Origin of the sequence: Epilithonimonas hispanica (assembly GCF_003385395.1) — a bacterium.
GTDB classification, from domain to species: domain Bacteria; phylum Bacteroidota; class Bacteroidia; order Flavobacteriales; family Weeksellaceae; genus Epilithonimonas; species Epilithonimonas hispanica.
This window is the reverse complement of record NZ_QNUG01000023.1, coordinates 24,810-44,066: the sequence shown is the minus strand read 5'-3', so window position 1 is coordinate 44,066 and position 19,257 is coordinate 24,810. Positions and strand designations below refer to the sequence as shown.

Genomic DNA, 19,257 nt, shown 5'->3' with positions numbered 1-19,257 from the left:
ACTGTTGATTTGGACTTGGTCGCCGATCGCATTTTGACTAATTTTAAACTTTACTATTGATAATCAAATTGTTTTGAATTCAAGATCCTTGTTAGTCAGTCCAAATTTAGTGATGTGTTTTTGTATTCTTTTGGCTGTTGCTATTATTTCAAATGCTAGAGCAAAAGAATCTGAAGAAATACCTCAAGTTCCCAACGCGCAAAATCAACATTCAATCCCAAATTTTAGAACTTCCAAAAGGGAATATTTTGCTTTTTCCCAAATCTTCCATATACGACCACCATAATCTTAAATTAAGCACCCCGAAATTCCAAAACTATAACTCAAACAAAAACAAAAAACCTCTCTTAAATTGCTTTAAAAGAGGTTATTTATTTTTAGTTTTTTCAGAAAAAGGGAGTTGTGCAACGGTTACCAATGCTATCTGTAGTACGAATTATGGTTTTATCTTTACAATTTTGTTCTCTTTAATAATAACGATTTCACTGTTATTTTTCTTTTTGAACTCAACCATTTTTTCGTAAGCTTTTTCAAGCCCTTTTACGATTTTATTTCGTCTTTCAAGTTTAGTTTCTTTTGTCATAATAGTTTTTTAATTCGTTATACTTTTTTTGATTGATGATATTGATTTCTTCATTGAGATTCTTTTCTGCAATTAAATCGTGTTTACCTTCAGAATTATCAAAAATCAAAACTTGGTCGACAATTGGAAGATAAATCTTGAATAGATTTATAATCCCATTTAAATATCTTCGCTCAATTACTTCTTTTGGGATATTATGTCCACCTTCTTGAACTCTAATTTTGACTCTTTCTTTTGCTAAATCAGAATTTTGCAACCAAAAGAATAATAGAGTAGTGTTATATCCTTTATTTTGAGCTTGAATAATTTTTTGTTTGTAGGTTTTAGTTGCTAATGTGGTTTCGAATGCAAAGTTTTCATCCTGTTCAAAAAGTTCTTCAATTCTATTCAGCATTATTCTACCAGCTTCAAAAGCTACTTTTTCAGGTTGGAAAGGAGAAAGACCTTTAGCAATTTCATCAGCATTTACAAACTCTTTACATTCTAGAATTTCAGGCAAAATTGTAAAGGAAGCTGTTGTTTTACCAGCTCCATTACAACCTGCAATTATGTAAAGATTTTTTTCTTTCATAATTACAAATTTAAGATTAATTTCTTCTAGTTGCTAATCTTCTTTTAGGAACGTGATTTTTGGACGTACTACAGCTAACGGAAAATGTATTGGCGAAATCGAAGATTCGGCGAAGCCAAATGTGGGCTTTCGAAGAACTTTAGTTCAAGAAATCCTGAACACAGCAAGTTGTTTTTCCTTGGAATTAAATTAGTAAAAAAGTGCAACGAAATTGAAGATTCTCCGATTCCTTTGAAAAAATAATTAAAAAGAGGAAAAGCAAGTTGCGACTATATATTACAAAAAGTTGTACTAAAAACTTAACTCCACTCTTCTCTTAGAAGATATAAATCTGGATATGTAGTACTACCAGCATACGAATAAATATCGCTATCAAAATATTCTTTACTTTTCTCAATAAGTGTTAGTTTGTTCTTTGAGTAATAATTTATTCTTTCATTAAAATTTTTTGTTGGCCACTTGAACACATCTTGTGTAGAATATCCAATGCCATTGTAGTATCTATTGTATTTATTTGCATCTTGATTTTCTTTCGATTGAAATTTGAATGAAAATAATATTGTTAGTATTAAAATAGTGAAATATGAATATTTTATTCTCAAACTATTTTTAGAGTATATTACAATTGCTAAAAAATAAAAGCTAATTAATATCATTTGGGGTTTAGCTAGGATAATCGCTATAGCTAGTATTAGGAATAGCATATTCAATTTTTCTTTTACTGAATAAATAAACAAAGGCAAAATGGCGTAGATAATAGCTTCTTGATAAAATGAGTTTAATATTGTATGATAAACCATTGCTATAGGAATAATTATCAAACTGTATAAGTATTCTTTGTTCTTATATATTAAGAAAAAACAACCAGATAAAAATAGTAAGTACAAAGTAACTTTTATTGTATTTATATTTATAGAATCTTGATTGCAAAATAAGTGAGCTTTTGTAATAATATTACATACTAATTGATATGTGGAATTAATCGATGAATCTTGAATACTGTGATCTATCGAAAATGTTTTTTTTGTTACTTCACTCCACAATGGATAATCGATTCTTAGAACTCTTGTTATTCTAGTATAATCACCATTATTAATAAGAAATGATTGATTAAACGATATTATAGAAATTATGCAGATAATTAAAAAAAATATTAATTTAAAAATTTTCATTAAATGGTTACTAGTGTTGAATTTTGACATTTCTGCTAACTCTCAAATATAAGCATTGCGCCAATATAAAATATATACAGTTGCGCTAATTCTTTTTGTGTTTTATATAAATTGTTGATTATCATATTGTTGTTTTTTATTATATTTGGTTATACGCAACTGAAAAATATTTAGTAATGGAAAAAAATTATTCAGAACAGTTCAAAACCATTCTTACAATACAGTGATATTCTCAAAATAGCATTAAGAATTATGTGTCAAATCTAAATTATTTTCTTAAAATCTCCTCCAAATTTAAACCAGAAGAGATTATGCAAAAACAGCTGGAAGATTTCATCATTTGGCTTGTAGACAAAAAGAAAGTAGGCAGTCTCATCAAAAAACTATTATGGCAACTATTATCAAATGGAAAGTGGTACCGATATTAGAATTATCAAAGAATTGCTTGGGCATAACAATATTAAAACTACCGAAATATATACCCATATTACAGATGTTAACAAACTCAATATCAAAAGTTCTTTGGATTTTCTATAAAAATGGAAACTATATCCAAAAATTAATTAACTTTACACTACAATCTTTGCTCTTTGTCTCATATTCTTTCAGAGCAGATCCAATACAAGTCCAATACAAGTCCAATAGAGTCCAATAGAATGATGGAGGTGTAATGCTCCTGTACTGTACCCTAATTGGTGTTGTTATACACAGTGGATATACAAAGAGTACAGAAAGGATACAGAAACAACAGTCAATAAAAACTAAAACTATGGCAAGACTCAACAAAAACGGAATCCTTAGCGGTGCATTAGGTAAAATAGTATTCGTCAATAGAGCTGGGGAGGCACATGTTCGCCTAAGATCTGGCAGTAGTAATCAATCAAAAAACTCAGAAGCATCTGCAAAAGGTTTTGGGGTAAACAGCAGTCAAGATAGTCTCGTAAGACATGCTATTACAGAAAAGTTATACATCAGGAACTACCAATGCTTTGCTGTCAACCATCGCACAAGATTAAGACTCACAATTCAAGAATCTAAAGATCAAGAGGGGAACATCTTCCAGAGATACCACAACCCGCAGGCTTTGGTTGGTACTGTATTCAACAACCAATGGCAATGGGAGAGAGCTACCAGTTTTTATCCAGAATATAATCTTGCGCAGGATCACACCATGACAGTCGCTCTCCCAGAGATCAACCTTGGAAAACAAATCAAACTACCCAAAAATAGCACCCATGCAACCCTCAATTTTCATGCATTTACGATAGACCCAAACATGGGCAATCCAGTAGCAGAGATACTCTCATCCATCACGTTCAATCTAGAAAAAAACAAAAACATACCCGCTCAAGACTGGGTTTTTAGCATTCCCAATAATGCCTATTGGGCAATCATTATAGCCACTATCAGTTATACATCACATAAAAACAACATCCCAGAAGAGCACAAGCATACCGGGACTTACCTCTGGGCAAAGAAAATAGCAAAGGATTAGACACTCCCCAAACATCTAAAAAGATTACAACCCAACATTCCCCTCCCTTAGAGTGGTGTCCTCTTGCAGATGGGGTGTTTTTTTATTTATTATTCCTCACAGTCTGAAACTGAATTATAGAAATTTTCTCTTTTTAGGGGTCAGGACAAAGAAATTTCCTCCCTTTAGGGTCGGGATAAAGAAAGTTCCTAATAATTAAGACAGAATTATAGACTTTAGGATCGGGGGCAAAGAAATTTCGCCTTATATCAAAGTAGTAAAGAAATTCCCATATAAGAGCCTGTTTAAATTGTTTCGAAAATCACAAAAGTCACAAAAGTTTAAATTTTCCTTAAGATTATCAAAAGTTCAAATAAGGATAATGGCTTCATAAGTTAGCTTTTTTGCTCTTTGAAAGATTTTCTTTTTTAATTTTTCTTTTGTGACTTTGTGGTTTTATATTTTTTTTAAACAGGCTCTAAATAACTTTAATACTAATTAACAAAATGTTATTTGTTGGATAAGGATTTATTTCGTTATCTTGGTAAGCAAGTAATAATAGATACATTTATCAATTATAAACTATCAACTATCAATTATAATTAGCCCTATGTCGGTTCAGCCCTATTCTTTATTTTCCGATTTTGACATTTACCTTTTTCGTTCTGGGAAACACACTAGGCTTTATGAAAAGTTCGGTTCACACAAGATTGAAGTAGATGGCGTATCCGGTGTTTATTTTGCGGTTTGGGCACCTAATGCTAGCGTGGTTTCTGTAATGGGAAATTTCAACAATTGGGATTCATTTTCGCATAAGTTAGCAGGACGTTGGGACCAATCCGGGATTTGGGAAGGTTTTATTCCTGGTTTAGATTTTGGAGAAGTTTACAAATACGGAATCCAAACTACAGAAGGAATATTGTTGGAAAAAGCCGACCCTTATGCACTTTGTTTTGAGAATGCAATGCAGGCAGGTTCTGCAGTTTGCACCACTTGGTACGAGTGGCAGGATCAGGATTGGATTCAGAAACGTTGGCGATACAACAGCCTCGAATCTCCGATTTCTGTTTACGAAATGCATCTCGGTTCGTGGATGCGCGATCCAGGAAATCCAGATAGATTTTTAAGTTATGGTGAAATAGCGGATAAATTGGTTCCATATCTCAAAGCAATGAATTTTACGCACGTAGAATTGATGCCTGTTATGGAGTATCCTTATGACCCGAGTTGGGGTTATCAGATTACGGGGTTTTATGCGGCGACTTCCAGATTCGGAGGACCACAGGAATTGATGTACTTGATTTCTGAACTTCACAAAAATAATATTGGTGTTTTTCTAGACTGGGTGCCGTCTCATTTTCCGGGGGATGCTAATGGATTACATCGTTTTGACGGCTCATTTTTGTACGAACACGAAGACCCGAGAAAAGGCTTTCATCCCGATTGGAAATCTTACATTTTCAATTACGGAAGACCCGAAGTTAAATCTTTCCTGATTTCCAACGCCATGTTTTGGCTTGACCGTTATCATGCTGATGGACTGCGTGTAGATGCAGTAACATCTATGCTACATCTAGATTATTCTAGAAACGAAGGCGAATGGGAACCAAATATTTACGGCGGAAACGTCAATCTGGAAGCGAAACAGTTCTTGCAGGATTTCAATACCGCAGTTTATAAAGAATTTCCAGATGTTCAAACCATTGCAGAAGAAAGTTCTGATTTTCCGATGTTGACCAAACCTGTCCACGATGGCGGAATCGGTTTTGGGATGAAATGGATGATGGGCTGGATGCACGACACATTGGATTATTTCAAAGAAGATCCAATCAATAGGAAATATCATCACAACAAAATCACCTTCACGAGCACCTATATGTATAATGAAAATTATATGATGCCGTTGTCTCACGATGAGGTTGTGCACGGGAAAAGCAGTCTGATTTACAAAATGCCGGGCGACGAATGGCAAAAGTTTGCCAATCTCCGCGCAATGTATGTCTATATGTTCACAAATCCGGGAACTAAATTGCTTTTTATGGGAGACGAGTTTGCCCAAACCAATGAATGGAATTTCACAAGTTCCCTCGACTGGCATTTGCTTCAATATCCTGTTCATAAAAACCTTCAGGAGTTTGTTCGGGATTTGAATCTGATATACAAAACACATCCGTCTTTATATGAACTTCAATTCTCTCCTTATGGCTACGAATGGGTTGATGGCGACGACAGAGATAACTCGATTTTTGTTTATTTGAGGAAAAGTAAAAACGATAAAGAAGTTCTGATGACCATTCTGAATCTGACCCCAAACAGTTTTGATTACAGAATTGGTGTTGATGAAAATACAAGCTGGAAAGTTATTTTAAATTCTGATGAAGGAAAATACAGCGGAAGCGGGGTAGAAGCGGTTATTTCTCAAAGATTAGATGAAGGCTGGAATAACAGGAAAAATTCGATTATCATCAAATTACCGCCATTATCAGGATTGATTTTGAAACAATATAAAGTCATCAAGAAGTCAAAAATTGCTGACTTTTTGAAACGAAGAAAATAATTAGCAAGAAAAAGATTTATGAAAATATTTCACCTTTCTATGGAATGTTATCCTGTCGCAAAAGTCGGTGGACTGGCAGATGTGGTAGGAGCTTTGCCCAAGTATCAAAACAAAATGGGATTGGATGCTAGCGTGATAATGCCTTGGTACAACAAACCGTTTTTCTACAACCACGACTTTGAGCTTGTGTTTGATGGTTTTATTCATCAGTCGTTTCATATGTATCAGGTTCAGGTTTTCAAAGAGAAAAGCAATGTTTTGGGGTTCGACCTTTATTTGGTAAAGATTCCGGGATTGTTGGACAGAGAAAATGTTTACGGTTATTGGGATGAGAGTCAGCAGTTCATAGCGTTTCAGCACGGTGTTTTGCATTGGCTCAGTGCGATGCAGATTCGTCCGGATATCTTGCATTGCCACGATTATCACACAGGACTTGTTCCTTTTATGATTGATAATTGCTACGAATTTCGTTTTCTGAAGGGCGTCAAAACTATTGGAACCATTCACAATGGCGAATATCAGGGAAGTATGGATTGGCAGATGTCTAGTTTTCTTCCGCATTTTGACGGTTGGAAATGGGGACTTTTAGATTGGAACGGGAGAATCAATCCTATGGCTGCGATGATTAAATGTTGTAATGCCTTCAATGCTGTTTCCAGCGGCTATCTGGAAGAATTATTTTACAGCTTCCAGGGCTTGGAACCTCTTATGAACCAAGAACGTCAGAAAGCTTTTGGCATCATCAACGGTATTGATACAGAAGTCTGGAATCCGGAAACGGATGATATGCTAAAATTCAATTATAGTAAAGATTACGCACAAGAAGGCAAATGGGAAAATAAAAAAGTCATTTGTGCAGAATATGGCCTGAATCCGAATCTTCCGCTCTTTGGATTTATAGGGAGATTTGCTGGTGAGAAAGGAGCAGATCTTTTGCCGGAAATTGTCCGGAAAAGTATTCAGGAAACCAATGGCTCACTTAATATTATTATTTTGGGATCAGGAAATCAACAAATAGAAAACGAACTGAAAACTTTGCAGAGTCAGTTTAATATTAATTTTGCATTGGATCTTGGCTATAAAGAATATTTATCGCACCAGATCTATGCTTCGGCAGATTTCCTGCTGATGCCAAGTCGTGTGGAACCATGTGGTTTAAATCAGATGTATTCTATGCGTTACGGCACCATACCTATCGTGCGTTACACTGGTGGTTTGAGAGATACAGTTCAGGATATCTCAACAGGTGGAGCGGGACTTAATTTTACTTTTCCCGGAGCAGACGATGCCGTGCACGCTATCAAAAGAGCATTGCATATCTACAGCCAGAAAGATTTGATGAAAGAATTGATTTATAGTAATATGTCGTTTGATTTTTCTTGGGAAAAGTCGGCAAAGAAATACTTGGAAATGTATAATTATTGATTTAAATCTTAATTAAGAAATATTTTTGTTAACATTGGCTTAATATTTGGCAATATTTCTTAGCTTTATAATATATAATAATAGAAAATTAATATATAACCATCACATTTATGAAAGAAAGTGTAATCTCCATAGTTTTGGGAGGCGGAAGAGGAACGAGATTGTTTCCATTGACTTATACGAGGTCCAAACCGGCAGTTCCAATTGCAGGGAAATACAGATTAGTGGATATTCCTATTTCGAACTGCCTCAATTCTGGACTTAACAGGATTTTGGTACTCACGCAGTTTAATTCTGCTTCTCTTAATTCTCATATTAAAAACTCCTATCATTTTGACATCTTTAGCAAGGGTTTTGTGGATATTTTGGCTGCTGAACAAAATGTGGAAAATGAAAATTGGTATCAGGGAACAGCAGATGCCGTAAGACAAACCATGAAACATCTGGAAAAGTATGAATATGAATATATTCTTATTCTTTCTGGCGATCAACTCTATCAAATGGATTTTCAGAAAATGATAGAGTTTCATAAAGATCAAAATGCAGATATAACCATTGCGACGATACCCGTAAATGCTAAGGATGCTACAGGATTCGGAATAATGAAAGCAGATGAAGAAGGTAATATCACTGCTTTTACAGAAAAACCAAGTTTGGACGTTCTAGCAGATTGGAAATCTGAAACCAGTGAAGAAAGTAAAGCTCAAGGTAAAGAATATCTTGCTTCTATGGGAATCTACGTTTTCACAAAAAATGTTTTGAGAAAACTATTTGCTGAACACGAAGGCGATGATTTTGGAAAAGATTTCATTCCGGCTTCGATTGGAAAACTAAATGTATTAAGCTATCAATACGATGGTTATTGGACAGATATAGGAACAATTGAATCGTTTTATGAAGCTAACTTAGACTTAGTACAGGATATGCCTCAATTCAATTTATTCAGTTCCAATCCGATTTATACGAGAGCGAGGATGCTTCCACCTTCAAAAATTAACGGTTCTTACGTGAGTAAGACTATTTTTGGAGACGGATGTATCATTTTAGCAGATAAAATTGAAAATTGCATCATCGGAAACAGAACAAGAGTGGACAGAGGAACTACCATTGTAAATTCCTACGTAATGGGAGCAGATTATTACCAAACAGCTCAAGAAGTTACGGATAATGAAGTGCAGGGAAAAACAAGTATGGGAATTGGGAAATATTGTTACATCGACAAAGTAATTCTTGACAAAAACTGTTATATTGGAAACAATGTAAGAATTATAGGAGGCAAACACCATCCTGATGGCGATTACGACACACATTCTATAAAAGACGGAATTGTGGTTGTTAAGAAAAATGCAGTTATTCCAGACGGAACTAATATTATGTAATTTCTTTACATATTTTCAAAACCCTTCTGTTGCGAAGGGTTTTGTTTTTAATTTTGGCAGATAATTTGACATTAGAATTCTATAAAAAATAATTAATGAAGAATCTTCTTTTTCTTTTCACTGTTTTCTTTTTTGCGACGGCTTCGGCTCAGTTTGATAATATCAATGCAGGAGAGGTTTTGAGTTTTAGAATTCACTATGGTTTTATTACGGCAGGTAATGCGACTTTGTCCACAACTAAGACATCTTACAAAGGTCAGTCTGCATTTTATGTAAGAGGTGTCGGTAAAACAAGTGGGGCAGCGAAGGCTTTTTTCAAGGTAGAAGATGTTTACGAAAGTTATATTAATGAAAACAAAGAACCGCTTTTCTATGTAAGAAATGTTTCGGAAGGAAGTTATACACAGCATTTGCAAAGTACTTTTAATCCTGCTAATAATACATTGGTTTTAGTCGACAAAAAACATACAGACAGACCTGCAAAAACCGTCAAAGTTCCGAATAATGTTCAGGATATTTTGTCTTGTTTCTATTACATGAGAAACTTGCCGGCAGATAACCTAAAAGTAGGTAGCGTTGTAAAGCTGAATGTCTGGATAGATGACGAGTTATTTCCTTTCCAGTTAAAAGTGGCAGGAACGGAGAATCTCTCGACCAAATTTGGTAAAATTAATTGTCTTAAAATCATTCCTTCTGTAATGAGCGGAAGAGTTTTTAAGGAGAAAGAAGGCGTTACAATGTGGGTGACCAATGACCAGAACAGAGTGCCTGTTCTCATAAAAGCAGAACTCGCAGTTGGTTCGCTGAAAGCAAGTATTGACAGTTACAGCAATGTGAAATATCCATTGAACTTTAAAAAATAAAAATATTGAAAATCACTCTTTTACGAGTGATTTTTTGTTTTTAAATATAATTATTGTCCTAAGGCAAGTTGTTGGAATCAAAATAAATTTAACTTTGAAATAAAACAAATTCAAATGAATAAATTGACAGTAACTGTAGAAATCAATAAACCAATTGGCGACGTTTGGAAATTATTTAATAATCCTGAACATATTGTGAATTGGAACTTCGCTCACGAAAGCTGGGAATGTCCTTCCGCAAAAAACGATTTGAAAGTCGGAGGGAAATTAGAAGTCAGAATGCAGGCTAAGGACGGAAGATTTGGTTTCGAGTTAGTTGGAATTTATGATGAGGTCAAAGACAATGAATCCGTTAAATATCATTTCGAAGACGGACGAGAAATTGAAGTGATTTTCGAAAAATTATCAGACAACAAAACAAAAGTCACAGAAAACTTCGACCCTGAAAATCAGAATCCTTTAGAATTTCAAAAAGATGGTTGGCAAGCAATTCTAGATAATTTCAAGAGTTATTCGGAAAGTTTATAGTGGCTAAATCGCGTATCCGTTAAATTGTTAAACTGCAAAAAAAAAACGGTTTTACAAATCAACAAAACAACAAATCCACATCATGAACAACAACATATTTCCCTGCTTTTGGTTCAACCAGAATGGAGCAGAAGCTTCAAAGTTTTACACTTCTATTTTCAAGAATTCAAAGATTACTGTTGACACACCAATGGTCATCAATATAGAAATCGAAGGTCAAAAGTTAATGTTCCTGAATGCAGGCCCAATGTTCAAACCCAATCTCACTTTATCATTAATGATGATGTGCGATTCTGCGGAAGAAGTAGAAACTTACTACCAAAAATTGTCTGAAAATGGAAAAGTGATGATGGAATTGGATTCTTACCCTTGGAGCGAAAAATATGCTTGGGTAGAAGACCAATATGGGATTTCGTGGCAATTATATCTGAGTGCAGAAAAAGCAAAACAGAAGTTTTCTCCAGTAATGATGTTCACAGGAAATAATGCAGGAAAATGCAAAGAAGCTTTGAATTATTACACCAATATTTTCCCTAATTCTAAAATTGAAGGCGTGATGGAATATGAAGAAGGTCAGGGGGATATTGCAGGAAATGTGGCGCATTCTCAATTTATTATCAATGATTATGTAATGATGGCGATGGACAGTTCTCACGACCACAAAGCTCAGTTTACCGAAGGAACTTCTATGACCATAATGACAAAAGACCAAGAAGAAACCGATTATTACTGGAACAAATTCACGAAAGAAGGTGAGGAAAGTATGTGTGGTTGGCTTAAGGATAAATACGGGTTCAGTTGGCAGATTGTTCCTCACAGATTGATAGAACTGACTAATACTCACGAAGTGGAGAAAGCCCAAAAAGCTTTTGGAGCAATGATGAAAATGAAGAAAATCATCATCAAAGATATCGAAGACGCTTATAACTCATAAAAATTAAACACTATAGAAAAATTAAAATATCAAATCGAGATTGATGCACCAATAGAAAGTTTGGGACATCTTATGGAATGAGAAAACCTATTCTCAATGGACTTATTATTTCAGTCCCGATTCTAATATGGTAACCGATTGGCAAGTTGGCAGGAAAACCTATTTTACGGATTCTAGCAAGAAAAATGGCATGGTCAGCACGATAGAACGAATGGAAGAACCGAAATATTTGATTTTTAAACATCTTGGCGAAATGGTTGATGGCGTAGAAGATGTGGATTCTGAAAAAGTAAAAGCTTGGAACGGAAGTCTTGAAGCTTATTATCTCGAAGAAAATAATGGAAAAACAACACTTACAATCGAAGTTGATTCTAATGATGAATTCAAAGATATGTTTGACAATGGCTTCAAAAAAGGATTGGAAGTGATAAAAAATCTTTCTGAAAATTAATTTAAAACTCAATAACAAACTATAAAACTATGGCATCAGTCAATCCTTATCTTACATTCCACGGTCAGTGCGAAGAAGCTTTCAAATTCTATGAATCTGCATTTGGGACTAAGGTTCCATTTTGGAGTCGTTTCGGCGATATGCCTCCTCAGGAAGGAATGCCTCCGCTGGCAGACGAGTATAAAAACCAAATAATGCATGTTTCTCTTCCGATTTCTGCGGAAACTGTGATTATGGGAAGCGATTCTCTTCCGGGAATGGGCGAGTACAAAAACGGAAACGATTTTTCAATCGCAATAAAAGCTGATTCCAAAGAAGAAGCTAAGAAATTGTTCGATAAACTTTCCGAAGGTGGAAAAGTGACGATGGAACTTCAGGACACGTTTTGGGGAGCTTACTTTGGAATGTGGGAAGACAAATTCGGAATCCAATGGATGATTAATTACGACGACCCGGAGAAAGTTCAGGAACATTAATAATTTCTAAATTTCGCTCGCTGATTATGCAGATTCAGCAGATTTTTCTTGCATTAATCTGCAAAATTAGCTTAATCTGCGAGACCTTTTAATAATAATCATTAAAAATTAAAAAATGCCAAAGTTAAATTCATACCTCAATTTTGATGGTAAAGCAGAAGAAGCATTCAAATTTTATCAATCCGTTTTCGGTGGAGAATTCATCGGAGGTGTGATGAAAATGGGGAATGCTCCTGGAACAGAACATCTTTCTGAGGATGAGAAAAACAGAGTGATGCACATCGCTTTACCTATTGGGGAAGACCTTTTGATGGCTTCTGACATTGTTCCGTCTATGGGACGCAAACTGAATCAAGGAAACGGAAATTACATTTCCATTTTCCCAGAAAGCAGAGAAGAAGCTGATAGAATCTTCAACGGACTTTCTGCTGGCGGAGAAGTAGAAATGCCAATGAAAGACCAGTTTTGGGGCGATTATTTCGGAAGCTTCAAAGATAAATACGGTGTTTATTGGATGGTAAATTACAGTAAAGATTCTGGCTACGAAGGATAAGTTTATGGAAAAAATAACAGCAAAAGCATCTATCGGAATTCAGAAATCTGTTTCGGAAGTTTTTGAAGCGATGATTAATCCGGAAATAATGCAAAATTATTTTATTTCCAAAGGTTCTGGAAGAATGGAAACCAATAAGGAAATTTTCTGGTCTTTCCCAGAATTTGATGGTTCTTATCCATTAACCACAAAAGAAATAATCCCCAATGAAAAAATTGTTTTTGTCTGGGATCCAAAATCTGTTGTGACGATTCAGTTACAACAGTTAGCTGAAAATAACACATTGATAAAAGTTGCAGAAGAAGGGCATAGCAGTGATGAAAAAGGCATAAAGTGGGCAATCGGTCAAACCGAAGGCTGGGCAAATTTTCTAGCTTGTATGAAAGCGTGGCTGGAATATGGAATCCACCTGCGGAAAGGTGCTTTCGACTTTATGAAAACTAATTAAGATAAAAGCTTTGCGATTGCAAGACTTTTTTGTTATAAATCTAAGTAACCAAAAAATTCATTAGGAGGAATATTTAAATCTATAAAATTAAAATGTAAAGATTGATTTTCATCTTTAAGTAAATTATAGATTTTTATACTTTTGGTGTCAGATGAAAGATAATAGACAATGCTTTGTTCTATATCGGCTTGCGAAAATAGTTTTGAGTCATTTGGTATGATATTTCGCTCATTCAGCTTTAACGTTCCCTTTTTTGTAAAAACTACTTTTGCAATTTCTCCAGTCTTTATTGAATGATTTAAATTAAATGGAATTATTGCAAGATTTTTTAATGGAAGTTCATCTATAGAACCTCCTGTACAATATTCTGCTATTGAAATAGTTGAAATAAGCATTTTAATTTCTTTTTGCAGAAAATATTTATAATATTCCATTGCATTTTTAAATAATGGGTCTTCATCATTTAAAAATCGGATAAAAAAGCTTGTATCTAATAAAACGCTACTAACTTTCATAATTACCACGTATTTGTCTTAGCCATTCATCAGGATTAATTTTGCTTAACCAAGAGTTTTTTGCTTTTGTTCTCAAGTTTTTAAGATAGTCTTCATCAAAAATAGGATTGTAATCAATTAATTCAATAAAACCAAGATTCGTAAAATCAATATCTCCATTTTCTGAATGCTGTTTCCCTTTTGCTCTAATTCCTAATGACTTATAAAGAATGTTTTCTTCTTGCTGTTCTAAAAATGTTATAGGAGTTTGAATTCTTACTGTTCCATACTCATCTGTTAATAAATGAATATTGGCTTTATCTTTTCCTCCTGCATTTGTTATTTTTCCGTAGAAATAAAATTCTGCATCAGCCCAAATTGCCTCTGTTCTTTTATATTCTGTAAATTTATCAATATGAATGATGTTCGATTTATCAATTGATGTTGTTATATCAAAAGAAAAATCTTTTTTAATAGCTAATTCTTGTAGATTTTCGATGGCTTTTGCAGTATCAATATCTAAGTAATCAATTGACCCTGTATTCGATATTAAACCAAGAACAGCATTAAAACTTACGATATACTGTATTCCTGTTTTAAAAATATTTCTTACAGAACCTTGCTGAATATCATATGAAATTATTGGTCGATTTTTTTTATCTCCAGAATATAATAAGTCCTCTACATTTTGTAAAATAGAAATTATCTCCTTGATATCAAAATTATCAGGAGTTATTTCGACATTTCCAATCTTTCCAGAAACTCGAATTTCTATTTGGCCATCTTTTTCCACACCGCAAAATAAGCAAAATTATTTAAAAGTTTTTTGAAAAATCGATTAATAAACTTCTAATCAATATTTGACAGAAAAAAATTATTTAAAGTAAAAGATTTAGACTTGCGTCTTCCTAAATGTAAAACGTAAAACTTAAAAAAAATGAAAAAAGGAATTTTAGCAATCGCAGGTTTAGCAGCCATAGCAATCATCGCCAAAAAAGCACAAAAAAGAAAAGCATTTGTAAGAGGAATCTTCGATGAATATGATGTAAAAGAAAGAACGCCATTCGGATTTGCAGACAGAATCAGAACAATGAATGACGAGGAATACAACTCGCTGAAAGAAAAAGTGAGAACGCAATTCGGAAGAGGATGCTGCAAACCAAGAACAGCAGAATAATTTTTTAGAAACTTAAATTAAATTGTTAGAAAAACGGAAAGTGAACGCTTTCCGTTTTTTTGTTGAAGAAAAGTTTTGAAATCGTTAAATTTGCTTTGTGAAGGATTACTACTACTTTCTCGGAATTACTCAAAATGCTTCTGCGGAAGACATCAAAAAAGCCTATAGGAAATTGTCTCTGAAATATCATCCAGATAAAAATGATAATGATGAGTTTTTCTCAGATAGGTTCAAGGAAATCAAGGAAGCTTATGAAACTCTGACTGATACAGATAGAAGACGACTCTATGACCAGAATCTTGATAGTCAAAAACGAAATGTAAAAAGTATTCTTCCTCCGAAAATCAAGAATTTTTCCGCGAGTAAAATCCGAGCAATAAAAGGTGAAGAAATTACTATTTATTGGAATACTTATGATGCTGACTTGGTGAAAATTGTTCCTTTTGGATTAGAAAAACCGAATGGTGAACGAACGATTAGAATTAAAGAATTTGATTCTCAAGGAAAATTTCAAATCTTACTCCACGCTACAAATACGGTTCTTCATAAAACAATCGTTCAAGGAATTACGATTACAGAATTAGCCGAATCGGAATTAAATTCTGAAGAAAAAGACTCATTAAATAATCCTTCCGAATCGTTCCAAAAGCCACAAAAAAAAGAAGTCAACCTCTCCAAGATGACTTCTGTTCTTATATTTTTAGCATTAATTGCTTTGATTGTTTGGCTGATGTTTAGCTGATTTTAGCTCTTCCAGGACATTTTTTGCAACGCTTTCCTTTCTTGAATTTTTTGCAACATTTTTTCTTATCACAATACATCATTTCATCATTTCTGTAAGCCGGAGCAAGGGGAGCAATTTTGAAAGCTATAATTGGTTGAATCATAATTGCAAATATAATTTAATTTAGAATAAATACAAACTAAAAATAAAAAATTCCTTAATTGTTTGAAAATTAAGGAATTGATGTGGGATTTTGAAAATTTATTTTAAATAAGGCTTCATTACTTTTGTCCAAAGTTGGTAACCTTCTGGTTTCATATGCAACATATCTTCTTTGAATAGGTCTGTTCTTATTTTTCCATTCTCATCATTCATCACTTTGGTGATGTCTATATATTTTGCTCTTTTTTTCGTTTTAAGATAAGCTTCGATACCATCATTAAGCTCTTTCATTTTTGGCCATAATGATTCTCTACTTGGAGAATATTTGATAGAAACATAAGCAACAGGAACTTTAGGGTATTTTTGACGAATCTTTCCAAAGAATGTTTTGAATCTTTCCAAAACTTCTGCCGGCGTTGGATTATCTGTAGCAATGTCATTTTCTCCACAATAAATCACGATTTGTCTAGGATTGTAGGGTGCTAAAAGTTCTTCGGAATAATTATTTAAATCCAACAACCGGGAACCTCCAAAGCCTCTGTTAATAATAGTTTTTCCGGGAAAATAATCATTTACATCCTGCCAATAAGTAAAAGATGAACTTCCTACAAATAAAATAGGCTTTTTTGGAATTCCGTTAGTTGCATCTAGTGTTTTGAATTCCTGAATCTCTTTCCAATAAGGTTTATCTTGTGCAAAAAATAATAAAGAATTGAGAATCAATGCGAAGAAAAAAAGCTTTTTGAAAAGCTGTTTACTGTATTTCATTTTTAAATTTTTTGAAGTTTCAAGGTAAAAAAAAATCAGCTGCCAAAGCAACTGATTTCAAGTTTTTAATATTTGTTTAAGACAATTACTCAACGATAAATTTCGTATTCAATTCTCCAGTTTTTAAAATATAAATTCCTTTTGAAAGATTTTTCAACGTGATTGTATTTCCGTTTTGGAAAGGATTTTCAACAGTTTGAACATTTTGTCCAACCATATTATAAATAAATGCTTTATTGAATTTCTTCAAATCCTTGTCTCCAGTTACAGAGATTACATTTCCTTTTACAGGGTTTGGAGCAATTGTCAAATTTTTAGAAAAAGAAGCATCATCTACAGCCAAAGGTGCAGTTCCCCAGATTTCTGTGATCCATTCTGGATGATCGATGTAAGGGTTTCTATTTCCTTGATAAGAGAAAACAGCGTTGTTTCTATCAATTTCTTTTTGAGAAACAGGATCTTGCTGATTCCATTTTAGAAGCATTGCTAAGAAAGGTTCTGCAAAAACTTTGGTTTTGCTTCCATCATACATGTCGTAATTGAAGCCTTGGATTAGACTTTCATAACGTGTAGCAAAATAGAAATAGATTCTGGCAATATCACCTTTGAACTCATTGATAGGCTCGAAAACTGTTCCGTTGTAACCATTAAGCTTACTAGATCCTAATTTAGATCCATTTTTAGAAGTCCAAGTTGCCGTTCCTACTTCACCATAAGGCCAATTACCTCTTCTCCCATTCACATAACCATCAGTAGGCAACAGGTGATTGTAATCGTTGTGCATTGGTCTTGCATCATCGAATGTAGACTTTGGGATTGTATGTTCTCTGTTGTAGCAAACACCTTCGCCATTATAATTTCCACATTGGTTAGTACCCATTGAAAAGTTGTAAGGATCTGGACCTGTTGGATTTTCCGAATAGATATCTAAAACAGAGTTATCATTTTCATAATATTTGTCTCTATCAGCAGAAGAAAATACCGTCCAGTTGTAGCCCTTGTCCTGATGACCACTTGTTACAATTTGGCTGAGTTTTGTTTTCAGTGTGAAACCTGTAAGACCAGTAGTTCCGTCGTAATAAGTTGCAGGAGCTTGCGAAAATGCCAAAGAGGAGATTGCAAGTCCTAAAAGTAAAGTTATTTTTTTCATTAAAATTAATTAGGGTTGGCTAAGGTATTAATAATTGGGATAAATAAAACATTAAGTTTTTAACAGTATAGATTTGTAATTGTTGTCAAATAAGTAATTTTATTTGATAATAAATGAAAATTAGAATGTTATAGTTTCAAAATAAAAAAAGGCAGAAAATAATTACTGCCTTTGTCGTATAATAAGTTTAAGTTAATTATTCTATAATAAACTTCGTGTTTAGCTCTCCGGTTTTTAAGATGTAAACTCCTTTTGGAAGATTTTTCAAAGTAATTGTATTTCCATTTTGGAAAGGATTTTCAATAGTTTGAACATTTTGTCCAATCATATTGTAAATCATTGCTTTGTTGAATTTTTTCAGATCCTTATCACCAGATATATTTATAATATTTCCTTTTACAGGGTTTGGGGCGATAGTAAGATTTTTAGAAAAAGATGCATCATCTACAGCCAGAGCAGGTCCCCAGATTGCAGTTACCCATTCTGGGTGATCTATGAATGGATTTCTGTTGTTTTGATAAACATAAGCAGCGTTGTTTCTTACGATTTCTCTTTCGGAAACTGGATCTTGCTGATGCCATTGCAACATAAGATTTAGTTCCCAAGTAGTAAGTCCTTGACTAACATTGCTTGTATTAAGAATGTTGCCACTAGAAAAACTAGATAATCTTGTTTGATATCTTGTGACGAAATATAATAGGACTCTTGCGACGTCCCCTTTGAACTCGTTGATTGGTTCGAAAACTGTACCTGAATAGCCACTAGATGCATTAGGACCTACTTTTGAACCGTTTTTAGAAGTCCAAGTTGGGTTATTTACTTTTCCGTAAGGATAATTACTTCTCATACCGTTTACCTTACCATCAGTTGGTAAAATATGGTGGATGTCAGAAACCATTGGGCTAGCTTGCTTGAACAAACTTTGAGGAATAGAGTGTTCTCTATTATAACAATCTCCTTCGTTGGCATAGTTTCCACATTTCTTTACGCCATGTTGGTAATTGTAGGGGTCTGTACCTGTTGGATTTTCAGAATAGATATCCAAAACACTACCGTCGTTTTCATAAAACTTGTCTGTATCCGAAGATGGATAACCGGTGTATAGATTGTCATAACTTTTGGTTTTGTAACCTGCAGAGATGATTTCTCCAAGTTTGGTTTTCAATGAGAATCCAGTAAGCCCGGTTGCAGTACTGTAATAGTTTGCCGGTTCCTGGGCGTTTGCAAATCCAAAAATCCCAGCAAATAAAATAAGGAAAGTTTTTTTCATTTCAAAAAATTAAGGGCGGTAAAGATATTGAATAATTTTATTAATATTACATTAAATTATCAACAATAGAGTGTTGTTTATTTTGTTTAGATAGAATT

At 33.9% G+C, this 19,257-nt stretch carries 22 protein-coding genes and 1 pseudogene; 14 read left to right on the top strand and 9 right to left on the bottom strand.

The window, feature by feature from the left end; genetic code table 11:
* Window positions 1–436: 436 nt before the first annotated feature.
* From DRF58_RS18510 to DRF58_RS11550, 3 genes are all read right to left on the bottom strand, one after another.
* Window positions 437–583: a hypothetical protein gene (locus DRF58_RS18510; RefSeq protein WP_168926420.1), complete on the bottom strand. Its 147-nt coding sequence runs from the start codon at window positions 581–583 to the stop codon at window positions 437–439.
* The gene (locus DRF58_RS11555; protein WP_116035601.1) at window positions 567–1,154 is read right to left on the bottom strand and encodes a zeta toxin family protein; all 588 of its coding nucleotides are present in this window, start codon (window positions 1,152–1,154) and stop codon (window positions 567–569) included. The genes DRF58_RS18510 and DRF58_RS11555 overlap by 17 nt, the downstream gene beginning before the upstream one ends.
* A 299-nt stretch (window positions 1,155–1,453) precedes the next feature.
* Window positions 1,454–2,326, bottom strand: coding sequence for a hypothetical protein (locus DRF58_RS11550; RefSeq protein ID WP_116035599.1), 873 nt, complete (start codon window positions 2,324–2,326; stop codon window positions 1,454–1,456).
* Window positions 2,327–2,731: 405 nt separating this feature from the next.
* Between DRF58_RS11550 and DRF58_RS11540 the strand changes: the two are divergent.
* From DRF58_RS11540 to DRF58_RS11485, 12 genes and pseudogenes are all read left to right on the top strand, one after another.
* Window positions 2,732–2,863 (top strand): annotated as a pseudogene (locus DRF58_RS11540) (tyrosine-type recombinase/integrase); the annotation flags it as partial.
* Between the two features lie 232 nt (window positions 2,864–3,095).
* A complete protein-coding gene (locus DRF58_RS11535; RefSeq protein ID WP_123902401.1) occupies window positions 3,096–3,821 on the top strand; it encodes a hypothetical protein in 726 nt (241 codons plus the stop codon).
* A 589-nt stretch (window positions 3,822–4,410) separates the two neighbouring features.
* Window positions 4,411–6,357 carry a 1,4-alpha-glucan branching protein GlgB gene (gene glgB / locus DRF58_RS11530; RefSeq protein WP_116035593.1) on the top strand — a complete coding sequence of 649 codons (1,947 nt, stop codon included), beginning with the start codon at window positions 4,411–4,413 and terminating at the stop codon, window positions 6,355–6,357.
* Window positions 6,358–6,375: 18 nt separating this feature from the next.
* A complete protein-coding gene (locus DRF58_RS11525) occupies window positions 6,376–7,782 on the top strand; it encodes a glycogen synthase (RefSeq protein WP_116035591.1) in 1,407 nt (468 codons plus the stop codon).
* A gap of 110 nt (window positions 7,783–7,892) precedes the next feature.
* A complete protein-coding gene (locus DRF58_RS11520) occupies window positions 7,893–9,161 on the top strand; it encodes a glucose-1-phosphate adenylyltransferase (protein ID WP_116035589.1) in 1,269 nt (422 codons plus the stop codon).
* 95 nt (window positions 9,162–9,256) lie between these two features.
* Window positions 9,257–10,024 carry a DUF3108 domain-containing protein gene (locus DRF58_RS11515; protein ID WP_116035588.1) on the top strand — a complete coding sequence of 256 codons (768 nt, stop codon included), beginning with the start codon at window positions 9,257–9,259 and terminating at the stop codon, window positions 10,022–10,024.
* A 114-nt stretch (window positions 10,025–10,138) separates the two neighbouring features.
* Window positions 10,139–10,552 (top strand): SRPBCC domain-containing protein, encoded by a 414-nt coding sequence (locus DRF58_RS11510; protein WP_116035586.1) that lies wholly within the window; start codon window positions 10,139–10,141, stop codon window positions 10,550–10,552.
* Between the two features lie 82 nt (window positions 10,553–10,634).
* Window positions 10,635–11,486, top strand: a complete 852-nt coding sequence (locus DRF58_RS11505; RefSeq protein WP_116035584.1) for a VOC family protein — start codon at window positions 10,635–10,637, stop codon at window positions 11,484–11,486.
* Between the two features lie 127 nt (window positions 11,487–11,613).
* Window positions 11,614–11,937: an SRPBCC domain-containing protein gene (locus DRF58_RS11500; protein ID WP_245955417.1), complete on the top strand. Its 324-nt coding sequence runs from the start codon at window positions 11,614–11,616 to the stop codon at window positions 11,935–11,937.
* A 29-nt stretch (window positions 11,938–11,966) separates the two neighbouring features.
* On the top strand, window positions 11,967–12,413 hold the full coding sequence (locus DRF58_RS11495) for a VOC family protein (protein WP_116035582.1): 447 nt from the start codon (window positions 11,967–11,969) through the stop codon (window positions 12,411–12,413).
* Window positions 12,414–12,528: 115 nt separating this feature from the next.
* Window positions 12,529–12,966: a VOC family protein gene (locus DRF58_RS11490; protein WP_116035580.1), complete on the top strand. Its 438-nt coding sequence runs from the start codon at window positions 12,529–12,531 to the stop codon at window positions 12,964–12,966.
* A 4-nt stretch (window positions 12,967–12,970) separates the two neighbouring features.
* Window positions 12,971–13,414, top strand: a complete 444-nt coding sequence (locus tag DRF58_RS11485) for an SRPBCC domain-containing protein (protein ID WP_116035579.1) — start codon at window positions 12,971–12,973, stop codon at window positions 13,412–13,414.
* Between the two features lie 32 nt (window positions 13,415–13,446).
* On the opposite strand, the gene DRF58_RS11480 is transcribed toward DRF58_RS11485, so the two are convergent.
* Both DRF58_RS11480 and DRF58_RS11475 read right to left on the bottom strand, forming a co-directional pair.
* On the bottom strand, window positions 13,447–13,929 hold the full coding sequence (locus tag DRF58_RS11480) for a hypothetical protein (RefSeq protein WP_116035577.1): 483 nt from the start codon (window positions 13,927–13,929) through the stop codon (window positions 13,447–13,449).
* On the bottom strand, window positions 13,919–14,701 hold the full coding sequence (locus DRF58_RS11475; protein ID WP_116035576.1) for a hypothetical protein: 783 nt from the start codon (window positions 14,699–14,701) through the stop codon (window positions 13,919–13,921). The genes DRF58_RS11480 and DRF58_RS11475 overlap by 11 nt, the downstream gene beginning before the upstream one ends.
* 144 nt (window positions 14,702–14,845) lie before the next feature.
* On the opposite strand from DRF58_RS11475, the gene DRF58_RS11470 reads away from it, so the two are divergent.
* Window positions 14,846–15,085 (top strand): hypothetical protein, encoded by a 240-nt coding sequence (locus tag DRF58_RS11470; protein WP_027382479.1) that lies wholly within the window; start codon window positions 14,846–14,848, stop codon window positions 15,083–15,085.
* Window positions 15,086–15,182: 97 nt separating this feature from the next.
* Entirely contained in the window at window positions 15,183–15,827 is a 645-nt protein-coding gene (locus DRF58_RS11465; RefSeq protein ID WP_116035574.1) for a DnaJ domain-containing protein, read from the top strand.
* Here DRF58_RS11465 and DRF58_RS18505 read toward each other — a convergent pair.
* The 4 genes from DRF58_RS18505 to DRF58_RS11450 form a co-directional block, all read right to left on the bottom strand.
* A complete protein-coding gene (locus DRF58_RS18505) occupies window positions 15,820–15,972 on the bottom strand; it encodes a hypothetical protein (protein ID WP_168926419.1) in 153 nt (50 codons plus the stop codon). The genes DRF58_RS11465 and DRF58_RS18505 overlap by 8 nt on opposite strands.
* Window positions 15,973–16,070: 98 nt before the next feature.
* A complete protein-coding gene (locus DRF58_RS11460; protein WP_116035618.1) occupies window positions 16,071–16,739 on the bottom strand; it encodes a GDSL-type esterase/lipase family protein in 669 nt (222 codons plus the stop codon).
* Window positions 16,740–16,824: 85 nt separating this feature from the next.
* A complete protein-coding gene (locus DRF58_RS11455; protein ID WP_116035572.1) occupies window positions 16,825–17,889 on the bottom strand; it encodes an endonuclease in 1,065 nt (354 codons plus the stop codon).
* A gap of 196 nt (window positions 17,890–18,085) precedes the next feature.
* Complete coding sequence (locus DRF58_RS11450; RefSeq protein WP_116035571.1) at window positions 18,086–19,159, bottom strand: endonuclease; 1,074 nt, start codon at window positions 19,157–19,159, stop codon at window positions 18,086–18,088.
* Window positions 19,160–19,257: the final 98 nt, after the last annotated feature.